Here is a 20,088-nt window from a genome sequence, read left to right on the forward strand (position 1 = left end):
ACTCAAAAAATCAAATTTTCCAACCTAAAACCTGCCTGATGAGCGCCAGTTTTGCAAACCCGATTTACGTGAAACTGCGGTAAATAGCAAACCAATTCTTTTCAGCCATATACTTTTTGTTATGACAGACAATTAAATTTCATTTCAAACTGTATCGCTATTCATCCATAATGGTGCCTTATAAAACCTAGCTTAAAACAACAGGCAGACATACTCCCTATCAAGATAACCGCCCAAGCAATCTTATATTGTTATAAAGCGGCCCATAAAAAAGAAAAATGTCGCCACATTAAAAAATCCACTTTAAATACATATATCTATACATTTTGGCATCAGGAGACCCCATGTTATTTTTCAAGAAAACCACGTTAATTGCCGCTGCATTATCTTTTGCCTGCCTTGGCAATGCCGCCCAGGCCAACACCGACTTTCCACAAAAAACGGTGACCCTATACAGCGCCTTTTCAGTAGGTAGTGGCCCAGATGTTGTCTTGCGCATACTAAGCCAGGAGCTGGGTAAAATATGGGGGCAGCCGGTGATTGTGGAAAACCGTCCCGGTGGGGGTGGCTTCATTGCGCTGGAAGCCGTTAGCAAGCGGCCTGCCGATGGTTATTCTTTACTACAACTGGACAGTGAGCACGTTTCTGCCCTGCCTCACCTGTACAAGTCGCGCAACTACTACCCGCGTGAAAAATTTGAACTGGTCGCCCCCCTGTTTTACACGCCTTTCATGATTGCCGTGAGCGACAAATCTCCCTGGAAAAACATGACAGACCTTATCGAGGCTGCCAAAACCAAACCCGACAACGTCACCTATGGCTCATGGTTTGTTGGCAGCCCCGGGCACCTGGGTGGTGAATGGATAGACTCACTTACCGGCACAAAAATGTTGCACATTCCCTACAAGGAAGTCAGCCAGCTGTATACGGCCGTTGCCAACAGTGAAGTGGACTGGGCCTATGGCACAATTCCTTCCACCCGTCCGGTCTACGACAGCGGCAAACTGCGTTACCTTGCCATTGCCGCCCCCAAACGACACCCCCTATTCCCGGATGTCCCTACCGTTGCTGAAGCCGGCGGCCCAGCCGAACTGGATGTCAATTCAATTGTTTCGCTGCTGGCCCCCAAAGGCATTCCAGAAGAGGTACGTGACAAAATCCAGACCGATGTGGCCAAGGTGCTGTCTGATCCTGAAGTGATCAAACGCTTTGACTCTTTCGCTTTTGATCCGCTAACCTGGCCATTAAACGAATTGGGTCAACGCCTGGATCAGAAAGAGGAGACTTATAAGGGATTAATTCAAAAAGCGAATATCAGTTTGGATTGATACAAAGCTAAAACTGCCATCAGCCCGTTGTACATAAAATGCATGATTTCGTGAGTTGTGTGATAATGTTATACCAAATAACAGTCATGCTTATGAAAGCTTAAATCAAAGCATTTATTCAATATCGAAGCACGAAATCTGCTTAATAACAATGAGAGTGATGCCGTATGTTACGTCGATCCATGATTGCTTTAACCCTCAGTTTATGTGCTTCGCTAGGAAACAGCGCTGCGGCACAAACAAAGCCAGATTATCAAGCCATTATCCAGCAAGCCAAGCAAGGCAATGCAGAAGCCCAAAATAATCTGGGTGTCATGTACGACAAGGGTTATGGCGTCACTCAAAATAAGGCCAAAGCACGTCAATGGTATGAAAAAGCGGCCGAAAACGGCCATGCAGGGGCCCAGTTTAACCTGGGTACCATATACTACCAAGGTAACGGCGTCCCTCAAGATTATGAAAAAGCGCTCCATTGGTATCTAAAAGCTGCCGCACAAGGCGACGAAGATGCCCAGTATAATTTGGGCCTCATGTTCACTTTTGGTAAAGGCGCCCCCCAAAATTACTCCAACGCCTATTACTGGTATAAAAAAGCCGCTGACAAAGGCTTGGCGCCTGCCCAAGCAAATCTGGGCACCATGTACGCCAATGGCCATAGTGTCCATCAAAATTATGCCGTTGCCCGTATCTGGTATGAAAGAGCGGCAGCACAAGGTGACGCAGATGGCCAGTATAATCTGGGCACCATATACGCTGATGGTAACGGTGTGCCTGTAGATTATAAGAAAGCCCGTCAATGGTATGAAAAAGCCGCAGCACAAGGTCATCCGCATGCCCTGTTAGGTCTGGGCAACATGTACGCCAATGGTCATGGTGTCCGTAAAAACCATGCCAAGGCAAAAGAATGGTTTGCCAAATCGTGTGACGAAGGTTTGCAAGATGGCTGTGATGCTCATCGAAGCCTAAAGTAATCAACACACTACTTCACCTCGAAATGAAACATTTGCATCAACAAAGGCTGTATGCCGCCCTTTCCTGGCAAACGTTCCTTTCCGGAAAAGCGTCCTGGATTTCTGGTAATAAATCCCCAAAATTCCAAAAATCGCTTAATAAACATAGCCAGCGCCTGTTCAAGATTCTCAACCAGTTGCGCATGACGTTTAACCCACTGCCAGCTTAGCAGCCTGGTGCCACATAAATGGTGGCATGGGTGTTTTTAAGCGCCAGGTGATATTCATGGGTTGTGAGCCTGTGTGTGAAATATACTCAACCTCACCAAAATTCACAAATCCCATCGTTCGTTTGTACTCATCCTTGGTTTGTTCACGAACGAATAAAAATAGCCTTTTGTTTAATTGCTTATGCTGAATATATGTGGCCCCTTTTCCATGATCCGGGCGCGCACTGTTTTGTGACTGCCAATGAAACAGATGCTCATTGATTGCATAATCATGGTACATCGTTGTTGGTGAAAATTGCTTTTCATTTTTGTTTAACGTCACAAACAATAACTCGATATTCTGATCTTTTATTTCTAGCACCCCTTCCCTAGCAGGCGCTTGTCGCTCAAAAGTAGAAGCACCAAAAGCCACTAAAATTTGCTCACGCGCATATCGTGCATGGAGACTTAAAGGAACCCCTGGTAAATTCGGCAGCTCATTTTGCTCATGTTGTATTCGATCCAACAATAAAGTCAAAAGATCTGACAACTCAGATTTTAAAGCCGGAATATCAAACGTTTTCAAACTATCTTGCAACGTTGAAAACCCAACTTCTACGCCGGATTTTTGCCAAAAATCATAATGACACATCAACGCCATACGCGGACTCATTTCTTCTTTCAGCTTAAAGTCATGCTGACATAAATTTCTGACAAAACACAAATAGTCATAAGCATCAGTAGATAAAAGCCGTGTTTTAATCGCCCTTTCAAAATTGCTTAACACCGATTGACTGATATTTCCATTGACATCAGTTTGCTCAGCTTTAATGAGCAAGCCGGTAAAGCTACCCAATTTATATAAATCGTTCAAGTCAATAAATGGGTAAATTTTTAAAAAATTGCTTAGGCTAAGTGGAAAAGTTGTTTGCTGAGAATATTGCCGTATCAACCCCACTAATCTATTTGTATTTAAACTGGCTTGCCGAATATTTTTTAATACAATTTCCTGAGATCGCTTAGTCAGTTCAATGCGACACCCAAGGGGTACATGTGGAAACCCTTGTTTAATTTCCTCAACAACAGCCTTATTAGTTTTACCGACCAAAGCACGAAATTTATTCGAGAAATCATACTCAGGTCTTGAGTTCCCAATAAAATCCAACACCGTACAACATTCTTTCTCATCAGACAATCGCAATCCACGACCCAGCTGTTGTAGAAAAACGGTCAAACTTTCAGTTGGCCGTAAAAACAGCAAGGTATCCACCTCAGGTATATCCACCCCTTCATTGAAAATATCTACAACACAAAGAACATTAATTTGCCCAGATCGAATGGCTTGTTGTTTTTGTTGACGCTCATGACGATTATCGCTAGTAAGCACATCACTAGGAATGCCTTTCAGCAAGAATTGGCGACACATATAATTCGCATGATCTTTACTCACACAAAAAGCCAATGCTTTCATTTTGCTCGTATCAGTAATAATTTCCTGCAGACTCCTAACAATCTTATTCACGCGTTGTTGATTATGAGTATAAACATTGCTTAATTGCGCAATATCATACCGACCGCGACTCCAACTGATATTTCTTAAATCAGTATCATCATCAATCGCAAAATATTGAAAAGGACTAAGATGACGTTGATTAATGGCCTCGGGCAAACGGATTTCTGCGGCGATCACACCACAAAAATCAGACAAAATATCGACGCCATCATGACGCTCTGGTGTTGCAGTTAATCCAAGTAAAATTTCTGGTTTGAAGTAATTAATGACCGTACGATAGCTACTGGCGGCAATATGATGCACTTCATCTATCACAATATAATCATAATAATCAGGGGTTAAGCTTAAAGCCGCTAGTTGATTATTTAATGTTTGAATTGAAGCAAACAACTGATGATAATGATCGGGTTGATAAGCACCCACCCAGATTTCACCAAAATGACCATTTTTAAGCACCCCTCTGTAAGCCTCTCTGGCTTGCTTCAAAATTTCTTCACGATGCGCAATAAATAAAAATTTAGCCTCTGGTTTTTGCTTTACAAATCGAGCAAAATCAAACGCTGAAATAAGTGTTTTTCCGGTTCCTGTTGCCGCGACAACCAGGTTCCTGAATCGTTGATGCAAATTACGCTCCACCAACAATTGTTCTAAGATTTCTTGCTGATGAGCAAATGGTTTTATGTCAAAAAAATGCTGCTTACTAGCAGACTGTCCACCACGAGCTTCTTGTAAAGCTTGCTTCAACTTACCAACGCTTTCCACCTGACCATCAAAAACCTCAAAATCATTGGAAGCCCAGTAAGTTTCAAAAGTGCTAATTGATTTATTAATAATATGCGGAATTTCTTGAGATGTAATTTTCAAGTTCCATTCAAGACCACTGGTTAAAGCAGAATGCGATAAATTTGAAGACCCAATATATCCAGTATTAAATCCTGTATTTCTTATAAACAGATAACTTTTAGCATGTAAACGCTCACGCTGTGTGTTGTAGCTAAGCCGAACCTCTGTATTGGGCAAACTAGCCAGAAACTCAACAGCCTTGGCATCGGTTGCACCCATATAAGAAGTCGTAATCACCTTCAATTCACGGCCACTTTTCGTGAACGCTTCCAACTCTTTACTGAAAATACGAATGCCCGTCCATTTAATAAATGAAACAAGCCAATAAATTTTGTCAGAAGACAGTATTTCTCTTTTGATTTCAGAATCTAACGACAAGCCAGCATTACTACCACTAAACAACTCACTTTGACTTAACCCTGTTAAAGGGAATACATCATCGACATATTTATTAAAATCAGCAGCAATCGGATTCTCTTTCTCAAACAAAGCAGTCAGAATTTTACCCTGACAATCAAGCAAATTATCATCAATGAAATCCTTATCATTCAGTTTGTTTTTCAACCAAAACAATAGTTCATTTGATAACTGGACTTGTTGCTGGACCTGATTCTCACCACTAGGAATTGAGGAAATAGCATACTCAAAAACATGGCATAAAAACCTAGAAAGCCACATTGATGCTTCAGCAGGCTCAAGCTCTCGCTCCCCAACATAAAATTTGTCTCGATTTAAACGTTTTGTAATGAGTTGAGTAATAAGCTGCTCATAAATCCCGATCTGTTGCATATGATGTTTTGCTCTTTATTAAAATAAATCCATTGCAATAAATCAAACAGTTTATACACGGCAAGTAATCGTGATTCGCTGCTTCATTGGATTAGCCATGTCAAAAACTGTTCGATTCATCAAGCGGTTTAGCCTACCCACGCCCCACAAACGGCATCTTCGTTGCCATAATCGTCACAAACTGCACATTGGTTTCCAGCGGGAAATCGGCCATGGTACGAACGGTTTGTGCCACATGGGCCACATCCATAATCGGCTCGGCCATGATTTCACCATTGGCCTGCAAAATGCCTTGCTTCATTCTTTCAGTCATATCGGTGCCGGCATTACCAATATCAATCTGGCCGCAGGCAATATTGTAGGCACGGCCATCCAGGGAAATGGTTTTGGTCAGGCCGGTAACGGCATGTTTGGTGGCCGTGTAAGCAATCGACATGGGGCGTGGTGCTGTGGCTGAGATAGAACCATTGTTAATAATACGGCCCCCCTGCGGATTCTGATGCCGCATCACATGAAAAGCGGCCTGGGCGCACAGGAACATGCCCGTCAGGTTTACATCCACTATGTCACGCCACTCTTGGGTGGAAAACTCATCAATCGGTACCGCTGTACCACTTTTGCCCGCATTATTGAACAGCACATCCACCCGGCCATATTCACGCTGGGCCTGCTCAAACAAGGCTTTCACTTCGTTTTCCTTGGTCACATCGGTAGGCACCACCAGGGCCCTTACCGCATCCAGTCCGGCTGCCGTACGTGTTTGCTCCAGAACTTCCTGCCGTCTTCCGGCCAACACCACCCGGTAACCTGCGCTCAATAACTCCAGTGCCACCGCCCTGCCAATCCCCGAGCCTGCTCCTGTGACCACCGCTACTTTATGGTTTGAAATATTCATTGTTATATTCTCCATCATGTTTTACTTGGCAATGCTACCAAGAATGGGGCGTGATGACACCACTTACTGATGTTTAGCGCGGACTTTTTTCCTGTTTATTGTAAATAATGCGTAATTTTTTGTTATCCTTGCTACTTGTAAAAAAATGGACGCCTCACCATGAAGAAATACCCCGGTAATGTATTTATGATTATCGCTCCCAGCGGTGCCGGAAAATCAAGTCTCGTTAATGCCCTGCTGAAAAATGACATGGGTATTGAACTATCTGTTTCATGTACCACCCGCCCGCCCCGGCCAGGCGAGGTAAACGGTCGTGAATACCATTTCATCACTGTAGAAGAATTCAAGGCCCTGCAAGAAAACAATGATTTGCTGGAGTGGGCTGAAGTGCATGGCAATTTTTATGGCACGCCCAAAACCTTCATCAAGCAGGCAATTGCTGCCGGCAAGGATGTCTTGCTGGAAATTGACTGGCAGGGAGCCCGCCAGGTAAGGCAACAATTTGCTGAAGTAACCGATATCTTTATTTTGCCGCCTTCTATTGAAGAGCTGGAAAACAGGCTTACCCGCCGTGGACAAGACGAGCCAAGCGTGATTGCCCGCCGCTTATTGGCGGCCGGAGGCGAAATCGCACACGCTCCAGAGTGTGAATATGTTATCATTAACAATGATTTCGACGTCGCACTTCATGAGCTGCAGCAAATAGTTGCTACCGCTCGTTTACGCTATGCAGCACAAGCTGCAAGACACGAAAAGCTGTTCGCCGAACTGGGCATTTCAGATGCCTCTTCCAAGTAGGCCTACTATTATTTTCCCACTATTTTTCAGGTTATCAAATGGCACGAATTACCGTTGAAGACTGCTTAAAACAAATTCCAAACCGCTTTAGCCTGACGCTGGCGGCCACTTACCGTGCACGCGAACTGGCACAAGGCCACGAACCTCGTCTGGAAAGCAACAAAGACAAACCCACCGTGCTTGCATTGCGTGAAGTTGCAAGCGGCGTAACCGGTGTTGAAATGCTGCGTAAAGTACCCACCTGAATCAATAAGCAGCAAGGATTAACACACTATGACTTTTAAAGGGATCAAGGGCGCTTCATCCACTATTTTGCATGCATTGCGTGCCGGGTCACCCTTTAAAAGAAAACAGAAAGAATCCCCACCTGCTGAAAATTCCACCAAGCTGGAATCAGGCAAACCGGTACCGGCCAATGATCCATCAATTGCCTCATTGGCCAAACTTACCGACATGCTGTCAAACTACATGGACAGCAAGGATATTGAAAAGGTACGTGAAGCTTACCGCTTTGCAGACCAGGCACACCTTGGGCAATTTCGCTCCAGTGGTGCTCCATACATTACCCACCCCATTGCCGTTACCGAAATATGCGCCAGCTGGAAACTAGACGTTAATGCCCTGATGGCAGCCTTGCTGCACGATGTTATCGAAGACCAGGGTGTACTGAAGTCTGAACTGGCTGAAAAATTCAATCCTGATGTTGCCAATCTGGTTGATGGCCTGACCAAGCTCGAAAAGCTGAACTTTGCCACCAAAGCCGAACAGCAGGCAGAAAGCTTCCGTAAAATGCTGCTGGCCATGGCCAAAGACGTACGTGTCATTCTGATCAAGCTGGCCGATCGCCTGCACAATATGCGCACCCTTGACGCGGTAGACCCAGCCAAACGGCGCCGCGTGGCTAACGAAACCCTGGAAATCTATACCCCTATTGCCCATCGTCTGGGCCTTAACTCCCTGGTACGGGAGCTTCAGGATTTATGTTTCGAAGCCAGTTCGCCCAACCGTTATTCTGTACTGTACAAAGCCGTCATGGCGGCTCGGGGTAACCGTCGCGAAGTCTTAACCAAAATCACCGACAATATCACTACCGCCATGCCAGCCCAAGGCATAGAAGCTGAAATTTCCGGTCGTGAAAAATCCCTGTTCAGCATTTATAAAAAAATGCGTGAACAAAAAAAATCATTTTCCGATGTGCTGGATATCTACGGCTTCCGGATTATTGTTCACACCCTGCCCGAATGTTATCTGGCCCTGGGTGTCATTCACCAGTTGTATCGCCCGGTACCCGGCAAATTCAAAGACTATATTGCCATCCCCAAACTTAATGGCTATCAGTCTTTGCACACCACCCTGGTGGGACCTTATGGTACCCCCATTGAATTCCAGATACGTACCCGTGACATGGATCATATCGCCGAAAAAGGCGTAGCCTCTCACTGGATATACAAAAATGACGATATCTCGCTAAATGACCTGCAAAAACAAACCCATCGCTGGCTGCAATCGTTACTGGATATCCAAAGCCAAACCGGCGACTCAGGCGAGTTCCTAGAACACGTCAAGGTAGACTTGTTCCCTGATGCAGTTTACGTGCTTACCCCCAAAGGCAAGATTATTTCCCTGCCTCGCGGTGCCACACCCATCGATTTTGCTTACCTCATCCATACCGATATCGGCAACCACGCGGTTTCTGCCAAAATCAACGGTGAATTCGTCCCTCTCAAAACAGAGCTTAGCAGTGGCGACAGGATTGAAATCATTACTTCCCCTGCTTCGGTACCTAGCACCCAATGGCTGAACTACGTGCGCACGGGCAAGGCACGCTCTGAAATCCGTCATTTCCTTAAAACGGTCAAATATAGCGAGTCTATCCAGTTTGGCGAGAAACAACTCTTGCATGCCCTGCAAGAACTGAATATCCCCATGCCTCCTAAAGATGATCCGCAATGGGAAAAATTGGCCAAAAGCACGGGCGCCAGTTCAATTGATGAAATCATGGCTGATATCGGCTTGGGTCGTCGCCTGGCCGCCGTGGTTGCACGACGCTTTCTTGTCGATAACGAAATCGTGGCTACCAGTGCCGCAGTCATCGACGAAATCTCCGCAGCCAAAACAGGGACTATTTTCATACAGGGCAATGAAGGACAAGCCGCACAGCTATCCAACTGCTGCTGCCCGATTCCCGGTGATGTGCTTATTGGCTGCATTCGACCCGGCCAAGGACTGGTCGTTCACACCGAGGACTGCCCTGCAGCCCTTCGCCAACGTGCCCGAGAACCGGAACGCTGGGTCTCTTCGGTTAGCTGGGACCAGGAAACCGCCAAGCACCTGCCCACCCGTCTTGAAATTACCATCAAGAATGAAAAAGGGGTATTGGGACGCATCGCGGCTCAAATTGCCACTGCCGACTCAAACATCATCCAGATGTCAATGAACGAAGAAGCCCTGGAAACCGCAACTATCCAAATTACCATTCAGGTAGATGACCGCAAGCACCTGGCCAAGGTCATCCGCCTGGTAAGGCATGTACCTCAGGTTACCAAAATTGTAAGGGTCAAAGGCTAAGCAGACGGGCTGGTGCTTTGTATCCTGCCCGCCTGTAAGACCAATTGCTGCTGGCAGCGGCTGGCAAGCGTTGCATCATGGGTAACCAAGACCAGAGTGCTGCGTTTTTCCTGGTGCAAGGCAAACATCAAATCCATGATATTCGCGCCCGTCGTGGCATCCAGGCTACCGGTGGGCTCATCAGCAAACAAAATAGCCGGCTCAACCACAAAAGCACGCGCCAGAGCCACACGCTGGCGCTCTCCACCAGACAGGGTCTTGGGATAATGATGGGAACGTCCGGCAAGGCCTACGCGCTCCAGCATGACCCAAGCAGCCTCTCTGGCGCGCTTACCCTGCAGTTCCAGAGGCAGCATAACATTTTCCAGGGCTGTCAAGTTAGGCAGCAATTGAAAAGACTGGAACACAAAACCAACATGATACGCCCGCAACTGGGCCCGCTGGTCTTCATCCAGCATAAACAGGTCCTGTCCCATCAGGTGCACGGTACCTTGGCTGGGCACATCAAGGCCAGCCAAAATACCCAGCAAGGTAGATTTGCCAGAACCAGAACTTCCGGTAATTGCCAGTGTCTTACCTTTTTCGAGTGAAAAAGAAATATCTTCTAAAATACGAAGCTGGCCATTGGCATCCTCAACCACTTTATTCAGACCATTTACTTCCAGGGCAAATATGTTTTTCATAAATCAACTACTCAAATTATGTCTAACGCTATTTATGTGCGCCGCTACCTTTCAACTTGCACATGCACAAAACACCAGCAGCAAGACAATACTGGTTATAGGAGACAGTTTATCAGCAGAATATGGCATTGAAAGGGGCAAAGGATGGGTGGAAATAATTAAATCCGATTTCCTTGGCGATCATGAGGATTATGCAATCATTAATGCCAGCATTAGCGGTGATACAACCAGTGGGGGACTGAGCCGCCTACCGGCCTTGCTGGCGCAACACCAACCTTCTGTAGTGATTATAGAACTGGGTGCCAATGACGCGCTGCGGGGCCTTTCGCTAGAAGCCTCCAAAAACAATCTGGGTAAAATGAGTGAATTAAGCAAACAGGCGCAGGCCAACGTGGTCATTGTGGGCATGCAGATCCCCCCTAATTTTGGGCCTGTATATTCTCAACAGTTCAAGGAAATGTTTGGTCAGGTAGCCAACGAACAAAATGCCTTGCTGGTGCCTTTCTTGTTTGAAAATTTTGCCCTGGATAAAAGCATGTTCCAGGATGATGGTATTCATCCTAACGAATCAGCCCAAAAAACCATGGCAGAAAATGTCTGGGCCGTATTAAAACAAGCCATTAATTAAAAAACATCTTTAATAAACCAGCTCATTGATGGGCATCAGGCATACCGTTTAATACCTGGCCTTACTAATAGAAAAACCCCAAAAAACTGACATTACATCAGCTTTTTGGGGTTTATTCATTCAAGAGCAACAAAAAGGCTGGCGCGATTAAACAAGCGCCTATCGTTTTTATTCTCCCACAATCACTTTCTCGGCATCGGGAAATACCTGAACCTCATGATTTGCCCGCAACACGTTGGTAACACCTTTGGCTACTTCAAGGGCAACCCCTGATTCCAGACCCGGTTGCAGGAACTGCGTAAACAACATTTTCATTTCCGGATTGCCTTCAGAAACTTTTTCAACCTGGGCAATCACGTAACCGTTAGGTGTTGTGGTACCCACAAAAGAAGGCAGCTTGTCGGTTGGTGCAGCCATGATTGTATTCAACATTGTTTGGGGCAACTGATTGCTCATCATGCGACTGATGACTGTTTCAGGACCAAAGCCGGTAGAAGTGGCAACACCGTTTTCCTGCAACATTTTCAACTCTTCCTCACCGGCAAGCTTGGCCTGCTCCAGCGCTTTTTCGTTCTTGAGAATAGCCTCTACCTCGGTTTTGACAGTGTCAAGTGCCGGGATCGTGGCAGGCACTTCCTGCGCCACACGAACGACCAGCAATTCCGAAGGTGAAATTTCAATAACGCCAGAGTTGAGTTTCTGTTTCAGGACTTCATCAGAGAAAAGGACTTCACGAACCCGTGGCGACTCGAAGTATTTGGCATCGGCACTGGCTGAAGCGGCATTATCACTAACCTGTTTGTCTGTCAAAAGCTGGTCACGGGCCACGCCATTAACGGTTTTCAGTTCCAGTTGAAGGCTATCAACAACTCCTTGCAGTGATGAACGGTCGTCGTTTACCTGCTGGGTCAGGCCAGTGGCAAGTTCAGCAAATTTTTCTGATGCGAGTTGAAGACGAATTTCTTCCAGGACGTCATTCTTGATGGCTGAAAGTGGTTGAACAGCACCTTCGTCAATCTTGACTACCTGGATAATATGATAGGAATTACCCACTTTGACGGGATCGGTAACACCGGGTTGCGTCAGGGAAAAAATAGCCTCATCCAGGACGGGAATATCACCCTTGGCTAACAAGCCCAGGCTACCATCCAGATTTTTGGTACCGACATCATCCGAATATTGTTTTGCCAGCGCAGAAAACTTTGCAGGATCTGCCTTGGCCTGTGCTGCCACATCCTGCGCTTTTTTCAGGATTTCTGCTTCGGCTGCGGCATCGGCACTTGCGGGAATCATGACTTGAATATGATTGACCTCACGGCGCTCTTGCTTGGTGTATTTGCCAATATTGGATTTGTAATAGGATTCGATATCGGCCTCGGAAACTTCAGGCACTGATTTTAATGCCGCATCCTGGTTAAGGATAATATATTGAACATCCACATAGCGGGGAACTTCAAGTGTCTTGCTGTTTTTCTCGTACCACTGCTTGATATCTTCATCAGTAACCGTGACATCTTGCAGGAAGGTAGACGCTTCAAATTCTTTCAGGCTAACCGTACGCTCTTGAACCATCGCCAATTGCAACAATTCAAGTGTTTTTCCCGGCACAGAAACAGATTGAGCAATAGGCTCAAGCACATGGGCAAAGGCCAGGTTCTGGCGCACATAAGCTTCGTATTCTATGTCCTTGATGCCGTTAGCAGCAAGAAACTCATTGTATTTCTGGGGAGAATACACCCCGTTTTCATGAAACTGGGGATTGGAGCCAATAGCATTGCGAACCATATTGTCAGTCGCATTGAAGTGACCGTCGATCATTTCCTGTTGCAGCACCTGGGTGTCGATAAGCTGATTCAGCCAGGCTTGGCGATTGGCTGGTGTATCCACTTTGGATACATCAAAGTTCGCGCCAGACTCCATTCTCATTTGATCCAAACGGGCACGCCATGATTGGTTAAACTGCTCTTGGGTAATATTGGTATCTCTGATAGCGGCCAATTTAACATCGTTGGAAACGAAGCTTTGGTAATCGGCCACGCCAAAAAAAACAAATGACGGGACCACCAAAATAATTAACATTGCCAGTACAATACGTTGGTGTTTTCGGATAAATTCAAACATTAAGCTCTCAACTCAGACTGCGAAAAACAGAATATACATTATAAATGCTGCTGATGGAAAAACGGGTCTCCCATTTTAGTCTTTTTCACTTTTAAAATAGACATTTCAGCCATATTTTATGAAAAGTTGCTTTTAAAGCAGCTTATATCTTCCTACAATACGATAATCCCAGTCTTGAAACCCACCTTTGTAAAATTCTCATGTCAGCCAAAAATACCTTCGAATGGCGCTATCCGCGCCTGATTGCTCACCGTGGCGCTGGCTATCTGGCCCCTGAAAACACCCTGGCCGCCATGCGTTGCGGCCATGAATACGGTTTTTCCATGGTCGAGTTTGATGTCAAGCTCAGCCAGGACAATGTGCTTGTTCTAATGCACGATGATACGGTAGACCGCACATCAAACGGCATTGGTCTTGCCGCCAGCAAAACCTTCAGGGAACTGTCCGAACTGGATTTTGGAGGATGGCATTCCGCCTTCTATACCGGGGAACAAATTCCCACATTCCTTTCGGTGGCCCGTTTCACCCAGGAAAACAATATTTTCTGCAATATTGAAATCAAGCCCTGCCCAAACCGTGAAACGGAAACCGGCATCCTGGCAGCCAAGGCGGCACAGCAATGGTGGCATCACTCCGATCTGGTGCCCCTGATCTCTTCTTTTTCGCTTGAATCATTGGCGGCGGCACAACAAACCGCCCCCGAGCTGCCTCGCGCCTTCTTAACCGAAGACCTGCCCGATAATTTTAACGAAATTCTTGAAGAGCTCGATTGCGTGGCCATCAATCTGAAACAAAGCCTGCTGGACCAGGAAAAAATTGAGCGCATTCACCAGGCTGGCTACAAGGTTTGTGCCTGGACAGTCAATGACTACCAACGCGCCAAACAATTATTGCATTGGGGTTGCGATGCCCTGTTTACCGACGAACTGCTCCGGGTAACCCCCGATTTGGCTTGACAGCCAGTATTAACCACAAGGATATATTTTGTTCAGTTACCGCCACGCCTTTCATGCAGGCAATCATGCTGATGTTTTAAAGCATTCCGTTTTGTTGCATATTTTGCATTACTTCAACAAAAAGGAAACCCCTTACTGGATCATCGACACTCACGCGGGCGCCGGTATCTATGACCTTGAAGATGCCTGGGCGGAAAAAACCGCCGAATTCAGGGAAGGTATTGCCCGCATTTGGGACAACACCGACCTGCCCGAGGACCTGCAGGTATATATTGACCATATCCGCAACCTGAACGACGGTGAAGATCTGGTTTATTATCCGGGTTCCCCCTGGATCTCCCTTGAACTGTTACGCCGCAAAGACCGCCTGCACCTATTTGAACTGCATCCCACCGAGATTGAAGTGCTCAGGGATAACATTGATCAACAAGGCAAGGAAATTGCACGGCAAGTCACGATTTTTGAAAAAGACGGCTTTTCGGGCCTGAAGTCGCAACTGCCTCCTGTGCCACGAAGAGGCATTGTCCTGATTGACCCTTCCTATGAAGACAAAATGGATTACCGCCATACCGTAACAGCTATCAAAGACGGGCTGAAACGATTTGCCACCGGTTGCTATGCCGTTTGGTATCCGCTGGTCAATCGCAAGGAAGTGCATGATATGCTTCGGCAACTTGAAAAACTGCCTGACACCAACTGGGTAAACGCTTCCTTGTCAGTCAAAAAACCGGCTGCCGATGGCTACGGCCTGCATGGAAGCGGGATGTTTATTATTAATCCGCCTTACACCCTGCATGCGGCACTGGAAAAAAGCCTTCCTTATCTGGCCAAGCACTTGGCCCAGGACGATTCAGCCACGTTCAGCCTTACTCGTCAGGGTAACTAATCTCAAGGATGTCCAGCTCGTCCATGCCTGAAGGCGTACGCAAGCCAATTGTGTCGCCTTCCCTGGCCTTGATAAGGGCCCGGGCTACCGGGGAAATCCAGCTGATTTTCCCCTGCAGGGGCTCGGCCTCGTCAACCCCAACAATAGTTACCTTGTGCTCCTCACCGGCTTTGTCAACATATAGTACCGTGGCACCGAAAAACACCTGGTCTTTATTGGGCTGGGTAGAAGGATCGACCACCTCGGCAACCTCCAGCCTTTTGGTCAAAAAGCGGATACGGCGATCTATCTCGCGCAGTCTTTTCTTGCCGTACAGGTAATCACCGTTTTCCGAGCGGTCACCATTGGCCGCTGCCCAAGAAACGATTTGCACGACATCAGGCCTCTCTGTATTGACCAGATGCGCCAGCTCCTCACGCAAAGCCGCATAGCCATATTTGGTGATGTAATTTTTAGTGCCTGCCGGCAAAGCCAATGCCTGGCCGTCAACACCATCATCGTCATCTTCCTGATCGGATTCTTTAACAAAAGCCTTGTTCATGATTTAAATTAACTCCTCCCAGATGGGTGTAAGCCCGCTGGGCAAAGGGGGAAGCTTGCCAAGATCCATGCTGCTTTCAGAGGGGCTGTGAAAATCGGAACCGCAAGAAGCAAAAAAACCGTACTGGCGGGCGATATGGGCATACTGGTGATATTGGTCTACGGTATGCGAACCGGTAACCACTTCAATACCCCTGCCTCCCATTAACTTGAAGGTTTTGTATAAGGTCGTAAATTCACTGCGGGAATACTTATATCTGCCGGGATGGGCAATCACGGCAATCCCGCCCGCCTGGTTGATCCAGCTAATGGCTTCTTCAAGACTGGCCCACTCACCTGCCACATAACCAGGCTTGTTATCTGCCAGGTATTTGTCAAAAACCTCTTGCATACTCTTGCAATGGCCCGTTTCCACAATATATCGGGCAAAGTGTGTACGGCTTAGCAAGTTGGGGTTATCCGCGTATTTCAGGGCTCCCTCATAAGCATTCATGATGCCGAATTGCGCCAGCTTGTCTGACATTTCATGTGCCCGCAACTCACGGTCATCACGAATACGGTTCAGGCCGGCATTCATTGTTTCATTTCCAGGATCGATGCCCAGGCCCACAATATGCAAGGTTCTTTCTGCCCAGGTAACTGAAATTTCAATACCCGGTATATAAGTCATGCCAAGCTCGCTGGCTGCACGCGCGGCCTCTTCCTGACCACCCACCTCATCATGGTCGGTCAGGCTCCAGACATTCACCCCATTACCGGCCGCACGTGCGGCCACTTCAGTGGGGCTTAACACCCCATCTGAAACGGTTGAATGACAATGCAGGTCTACATTCAATCTGACCAAGCTATCCATACTATTTTCCTACCGGCTAAAATGTTTCAAGAAAGCAAAAACTCGCGTACTGTCCGGATTTGTGCCTCGGGCATAAGTGTAGGCGCATGGCCCACTTCGGGAATTTCCACCATCTGGCTGTTTTTATTCTGTTCCAGCATTAGAGCCACAGATTCACGACTTAACAAATCGGAGTTTTCACCCCGCAATATCAAAATGGGGCAATCAATGGCTTTGTATGATCGCCACAGGTAAGCTTCCGCCGCAGCAAGCGCTTCTTCACTTTCCTGTTCTTTAAATGTCTGGGCTATACGGACATCGTAATGACTTTTCCAGACGTTGTCCTTAAATTTAATCACACTCTTGGTAAATTCAAGCCATTGCGCTTCGTTTAGCGGACCAAAAGAAGCCGCGTTAGTTTTCATATATGCAACCGCGCTTTCAAGGCTTTCAAACGACAAAGCGGTTCCCACATAAGCACCTATGCGACGGATGGATGCCAGTTCTATTTTAGGCCCCACGTCATTCAGAATCATCTTGTTCAGGGCCAGGCCGGTATTACCCGGCATGGCTTCATGACGGGGCTCCTGGTTGCCAATATAAAGGTCTGCATTACGCACCATCCCGGCAAACACCATGCCAATCAGGCCCCCCATAGAGGTACCAATCCAATCCAGGGTTTTGGCATTAACGCGTGCCAACAAAGTGAAGATATCGGAAACATACTGCGGTACTGCATACAGAGAAGGATTAGACAAAAAATCAGAGGCTCCCCTGCCTGCGATATCCGGGCACACCACACGATATTCAGCAGACATGGCACGCGCAATATCATCAAAGTCACGGCCGGTTCGGGTCAAGCCATGTACACACAACAGAACACGGTCATTGTCAGGATCCCCCCATTCCCAGTAAGCCATGCGATGCACGCCTGCCTTACTGACGCAATTGACATAATTCAAACGTGGTGATTGCATGACTTTCCTCCAAAGGATACAGATAATGATTATCAGTAGTATATGCTGAGGCTAGCGGGCATGCCAATAGCGTTTTGCTGCCCTGCGCGTGGCAAGCAGGCCAAGCCCCTGGATTGAAGAACGAACGGTAACCGCACCATCCCTGTCAGTACGCCAAAAAACACTGCCCGCACCTTCCCAGCGCTGCTGGACTTGCCTGTGCGGATGGCCGTAACGGTTCAGATAACCGTTCTGGACAATCGCATGATCGGCTTGCAGGGCCTGAACAAACGCTGGCGAAGAAGAGGTGTTGGCCCCATGATGCGACACTACCACGATGTTGACCTTTTCAAGCCCAAGCTGAACCAGTTCATTTTCCTGTTCAATATGAATATCACCGGTTAACAAGGCGCTGTGCTCACTGCCCTGCACATGCAACACACAACTTTGTCCATTGCCGCTTACATTTGGCAAAGGCAGCTGCCCGCTATTCATGAAAGCAAAACTGACCCCATCAAAGCTAAAGTCCTGTCCCTGCCCACAAGGCAGATAGGCCAGGTCCCGGTTTCGCAGCTCATATTGGCGGTCCATACGCCTTTCTTCTTCAGCCAAAAACCGGTCAAGCCCGAATGAAGCATACGCCATGCCAGTATCGATGCCGGCAATCACTTCAGCGAACCCGCCCGCATGATCCACATCGGAATGCGATACGATCAGGGTATCCAGCCGGCTTACGCCCATAGATCTGAAATAAGGCAGAATTGTGCGACCACCCGCCTCATTCGCATGGCTGGTTCTGGGACCCGCATCAAACAACACGGCATGCTTTTGCGTTAACACCACCACTGCCGTTCCCTGCCCTACATCCAAAGCAACCAGGTTCCAGTAACCGGGTAAAGGCCGCTCTGTTTTACCCAAAAAGACCGGCACCATGAAACACCAGGCCAGATTCTTATAAGGCAAACCTTTGGCCTGACAAACAATAAAAACTCCCGCCAAGGCAAGCAACAGGCCCCACACAGAGGGAGATGCGATATAAACACTGGCCCATGGCAATACGGCAAACCATTGGGTTAAGTCAAGCACCCACTGCAAAATATCATGGGCAAGATTACCCAGCCACTGGACCATCAACACTGGCGCGTTTAGCATGGCCAGCAAGGCAAAAATTAATGAAAGCGGCGTAATGACCCAACCAATCAAGGGAATGGCATAGGCATTTACCAACGGTGAGACCAGCGAAAACTGGCTGAACAGCAAGATGATAAAAGGAGCCAAAGCCAGTGTAATCATTAATTGAAACCTTGCTGCCAAGGCAAAAGCAGACAGCATTTTATTACCCCTGCCTTGCCCGCCAGCTTTGCCCTGTTGCGCATGATGTCTTCCCAGCCAGATTAAAACCGCCACCGCAGAGAAAGACAGCCAAAACCCGCTGGACAGCATGGCCCACGGATCCAGCAACAGGACACCCAGACAGGTCAGCAAAAGAATAAAGAAAATAGACATTCGCAACCGAAACAGGATTAACCCATAACCAATGGCCAGCATCAGCAATGTTCTTTGCGCAGGTACTCCCCAGCCCGCCAACAAACAATAAACCCAGGCAACCAGCAAGCCAACAAAAGCGGCCAGCACATGAATCGAACGATGGTCTGACAACCATTTTCCTTTCAGCTTGATTCTTTTGCAGACCCACAAGACCAGAAAGTTGGCCAAAACAGCCAGCATCGTGATATGAGACCCGCTAATGGAAACCAGATGCGTCACCCCCGACAGGTTAAACAGTTTCCAGTCATCCTGGGCAATACCGTTCTGATCACCCATGACCAAAGCCATCATCACCGGACCATAACGCTTCTCTTTCAAATAAGGCAACATGGCTGAACGCACCTGGTCACGCCCCCTTTCAACGGCAATGGCGAAACTGCTGAACGGTTCATTTGCCAACTGCCTGGGCTGGCCTTTTACCACCCCCATGGCCCGTATGTTATTGGCAAAGGCATGGGTTTCAAAATCAAACCCGCCAGGGTTCATGGCGCCATGCACGCGTTTAAGCTTTAACGACATTCCCCAAACCTGACCCGGCTTGATGACCGGTAGTTTATCTTTGATATCCTTGGGTTTGCCATAAATACCGGGCCATTTTCCTGCCTGCCAACGGACCTGTATATGTGTTGGAATTCCTTTAATCGAAAAACGGTCCAGCACTTCAGCCTTGAACTGCACATAGTCCGGCCCGTATAACGCGATTTCGGCAACCCGCAGGACAACCCGGCTTGTTTTGTTTTCGTGAATCACAGCAAGGCTGTCACCCAACCGCAACTGGGCTCGATAGGTGGAATAAGCCATGCCCAGCAAGAGGCAAAAGACGCCAATAACTACCGCTTTCAGTACAGGCCATTGCCTTGGCCATAAACACAGCCACGCGGCCAGCATCAAGCCCACCAGCAAACTAATGATGGTTAATGAAGGCAAGTCTGGCAATAGTTGAACACCTGCAATGCCCAGGCAAGCACCCGCCAGGCAAATCCAGTAAACCCGCATGACATTCTTTCTGCGCTGAAAAGCAGATTCTAATCAAGCGATCGGGCAA

At 47.4% G+C, this 20,088-nt stretch carries 16 protein-coding genes; 8 read left to right on the plus strand and 8 right to left on the minus strand.

Translation table 11 applies throughout. The annotated features are described in order from the left end of the window. Positions 1–344 precede the first annotated feature (344 nt). Together ACM5Q9_RS04580 and ACM5Q9_RS04585 are read left to right on the plus strand one after the other, a co-directional pair. Positions 345–1,328 (plus strand): Bug family tripartite tricarboxylate transporter substrate binding protein, encoded by a 984-nt coding sequence (locus ACM5Q9_RS04580; protein ID WP_418143549.1) that lies wholly within the window; start codon positions 345–347, stop codon positions 1,326–1,328. A gap of 167 nt (positions 1,329–1,495) precedes the next feature. Then, positions 1,496–2,299: an SEL1-like repeat protein gene (locus ACM5Q9_RS04585; RefSeq protein ID WP_418143550.1), complete on the plus strand. Its 804-nt coding sequence runs from the start codon at positions 1,496–1,498 to the stop codon at positions 2,297–2,299. Between the two features lie 189 nt (positions 2,300–2,488). Here the strand turns inward: ACM5Q9_RS04585 and ACM5Q9_RS04590 are convergent, their stop codons facing one another. Then, positions 2,489–5,632 (minus strand): DUF3427 domain-containing protein, encoded by a 3,144-nt coding sequence (locus ACM5Q9_RS04590; RefSeq protein WP_418143551.1) that lies wholly within the window; start codon positions 5,630–5,632, stop codon positions 2,489–2,491. A 133-nt stretch (positions 5,633–5,765) separates the two neighbouring features. After that, the gene (locus ACM5Q9_RS04595; protein WP_418143552.1) at positions 5,766–6,527 is read right to left on the minus strand and encodes an SDR family oxidoreductase; all 762 of its coding nucleotides are present in this window, start codon (positions 6,525–6,527) and stop codon (positions 5,766–5,768) included. 159 nt (positions 6,528–6,686) lie between these two features. On the opposite strand from ACM5Q9_RS04595, the gene gmk reads away from it, so the two are divergent. The 3 genes from gmk (at position 6,687) to ACM5Q9_RS04610 (ending at position 9,893) form a co-directional block, all read left to right on the plus strand. Next, positions 6,687–7,325, plus strand: coding sequence for a guanylate kinase (gene gmk, locus ACM5Q9_RS04600; protein ID WP_418143553.1), 639 nt, complete (start codon positions 6,687–6,689; stop codon positions 7,323–7,325). A 38-nt stretch (positions 7,326–7,363) separates the two neighbouring features. After that, positions 7,364–7,570 carry a DNA-directed RNA polymerase subunit omega gene (gene rpoZ, locus ACM5Q9_RS04605; RefSeq protein WP_418143554.1) on the plus strand — a complete coding sequence of 69 codons (207 nt, stop codon included), beginning with the start codon at positions 7,364–7,366 and terminating at the stop codon, positions 7,568–7,570. A 208-nt stretch (positions 7,571–7,778) separates the two neighbouring features. Next, on the plus strand, positions 7,779–9,893 hold the full coding sequence (locus ACM5Q9_RS04610; protein ID WP_418143638.1) for a RelA/SpoT family protein: 2,115 nt from the start codon (positions 7,779–7,781) through the stop codon (positions 9,891–9,893). Here the strand turns inward: ACM5Q9_RS04610 and ACM5Q9_RS04615 are convergent. Further along, entirely contained in the window at positions 9,890–10,576 is a 687-nt protein-coding gene (locus tag ACM5Q9_RS04615) for an ABC transporter ATP-binding protein (RefSeq protein WP_418143555.1), read from the minus strand. The genes ACM5Q9_RS04610 and ACM5Q9_RS04615 overlap by 4 nt on opposite strands. Before the next feature lie 34 nt (positions 10,577–10,610). Between ACM5Q9_RS04615 and ACM5Q9_RS04620 the strand changes: the two genes are divergently transcribed. Then, on the plus strand, positions 10,611–11,204 hold the full coding sequence (locus ACM5Q9_RS04620; RefSeq protein ID WP_418143556.1) for an arylesterase: 594 nt from the start codon (positions 10,611–10,613) through the stop codon (positions 11,202–11,204). Positions 11,205–11,372: 168 nt separating this feature from the next. On the opposite strand, the gene ACM5Q9_RS04625 is transcribed toward ACM5Q9_RS04620, so the two are convergent. After that, entirely contained in the window at positions 11,373–13,325 is a 1,953-nt protein-coding gene (locus ACM5Q9_RS04625) for a SurA N-terminal domain-containing protein (RefSeq protein ID WP_418143557.1), read from the minus strand. Between the two features lie 200 nt (positions 13,326–13,525). On the opposite strand from ACM5Q9_RS04625, the gene ugpQ reads away from it, so the two are divergent. Further along, on the plus strand, positions 13,526–14,281 hold the full coding sequence (gene ugpQ, locus ACM5Q9_RS04630) for a glycerophosphodiester phosphodiesterase (RefSeq protein WP_418143558.1): 756 nt from the start codon (positions 13,526–13,528) through the stop codon (positions 14,279–14,281). Between the two features lie 28 nt (positions 14,282–14,309). Then, positions 14,310–15,167 (plus strand): 23S rRNA (adenine(2030)-N(6))-methyltransferase RlmJ, encoded by an 858-nt coding sequence (locus ACM5Q9_RS04635; RefSeq protein WP_418143559.1) that lies wholly within the window; start codon positions 14,310–14,312, stop codon positions 15,165–15,167. Here the strand turns inward: ACM5Q9_RS04635 and greB are convergent. From greB to ACM5Q9_RS04655, 4 genes are read right to left on the minus strand one after another with little or no spacing between them, the layout of a single operon-like run. Next, positions 15,148–15,708, minus strand: a complete 561-nt coding sequence (gene greB, locus ACM5Q9_RS04640) for a transcription elongation factor GreB (protein WP_418143560.1) — start codon at positions 15,706–15,708, stop codon at positions 15,148–15,150. The two genes, ACM5Q9_RS04635 and greB, sit on opposite strands and share 20 nt — an antisense overlap. A gap of 3 nt (positions 15,709–15,711) precedes the next feature. Continuing rightward, entirely contained in the window at positions 15,712–16,560 is an 849-nt protein-coding gene (locus ACM5Q9_RS04645; protein ID WP_418143561.1) for a 3',5'-nucleoside bisphosphate phosphatase, read from the minus strand. A 26-nt stretch (positions 16,561–16,586) separates the two neighbouring features. Next, complete coding sequence (locus ACM5Q9_RS04650; protein WP_418143562.1) at positions 16,587–17,516, minus strand: alpha/beta fold hydrolase; 930 nt, start codon at positions 17,514–17,516, stop codon at positions 16,587–16,589. Positions 17,517–17,567: 51 nt separating this feature from the next. Then, positions 17,568–20,039 (minus strand): DNA internalization-related competence protein ComEC/Rec2, encoded by a 2,472-nt coding sequence (locus tag ACM5Q9_RS04655; RefSeq protein ID WP_418143563.1) that lies wholly within the window; start codon positions 20,037–20,039, stop codon positions 17,568–17,570. Positions 20,040–20,088 lie beyond the last annotated feature (49 nt).

This window comes from Advenella sp. RU8, from assembly GCF_048381675.1.
Lineage (GTDB): Bacteria > Pseudomonadota > Gammaproteobacteria > Burkholderiales > Burkholderiaceae_B > Advenella.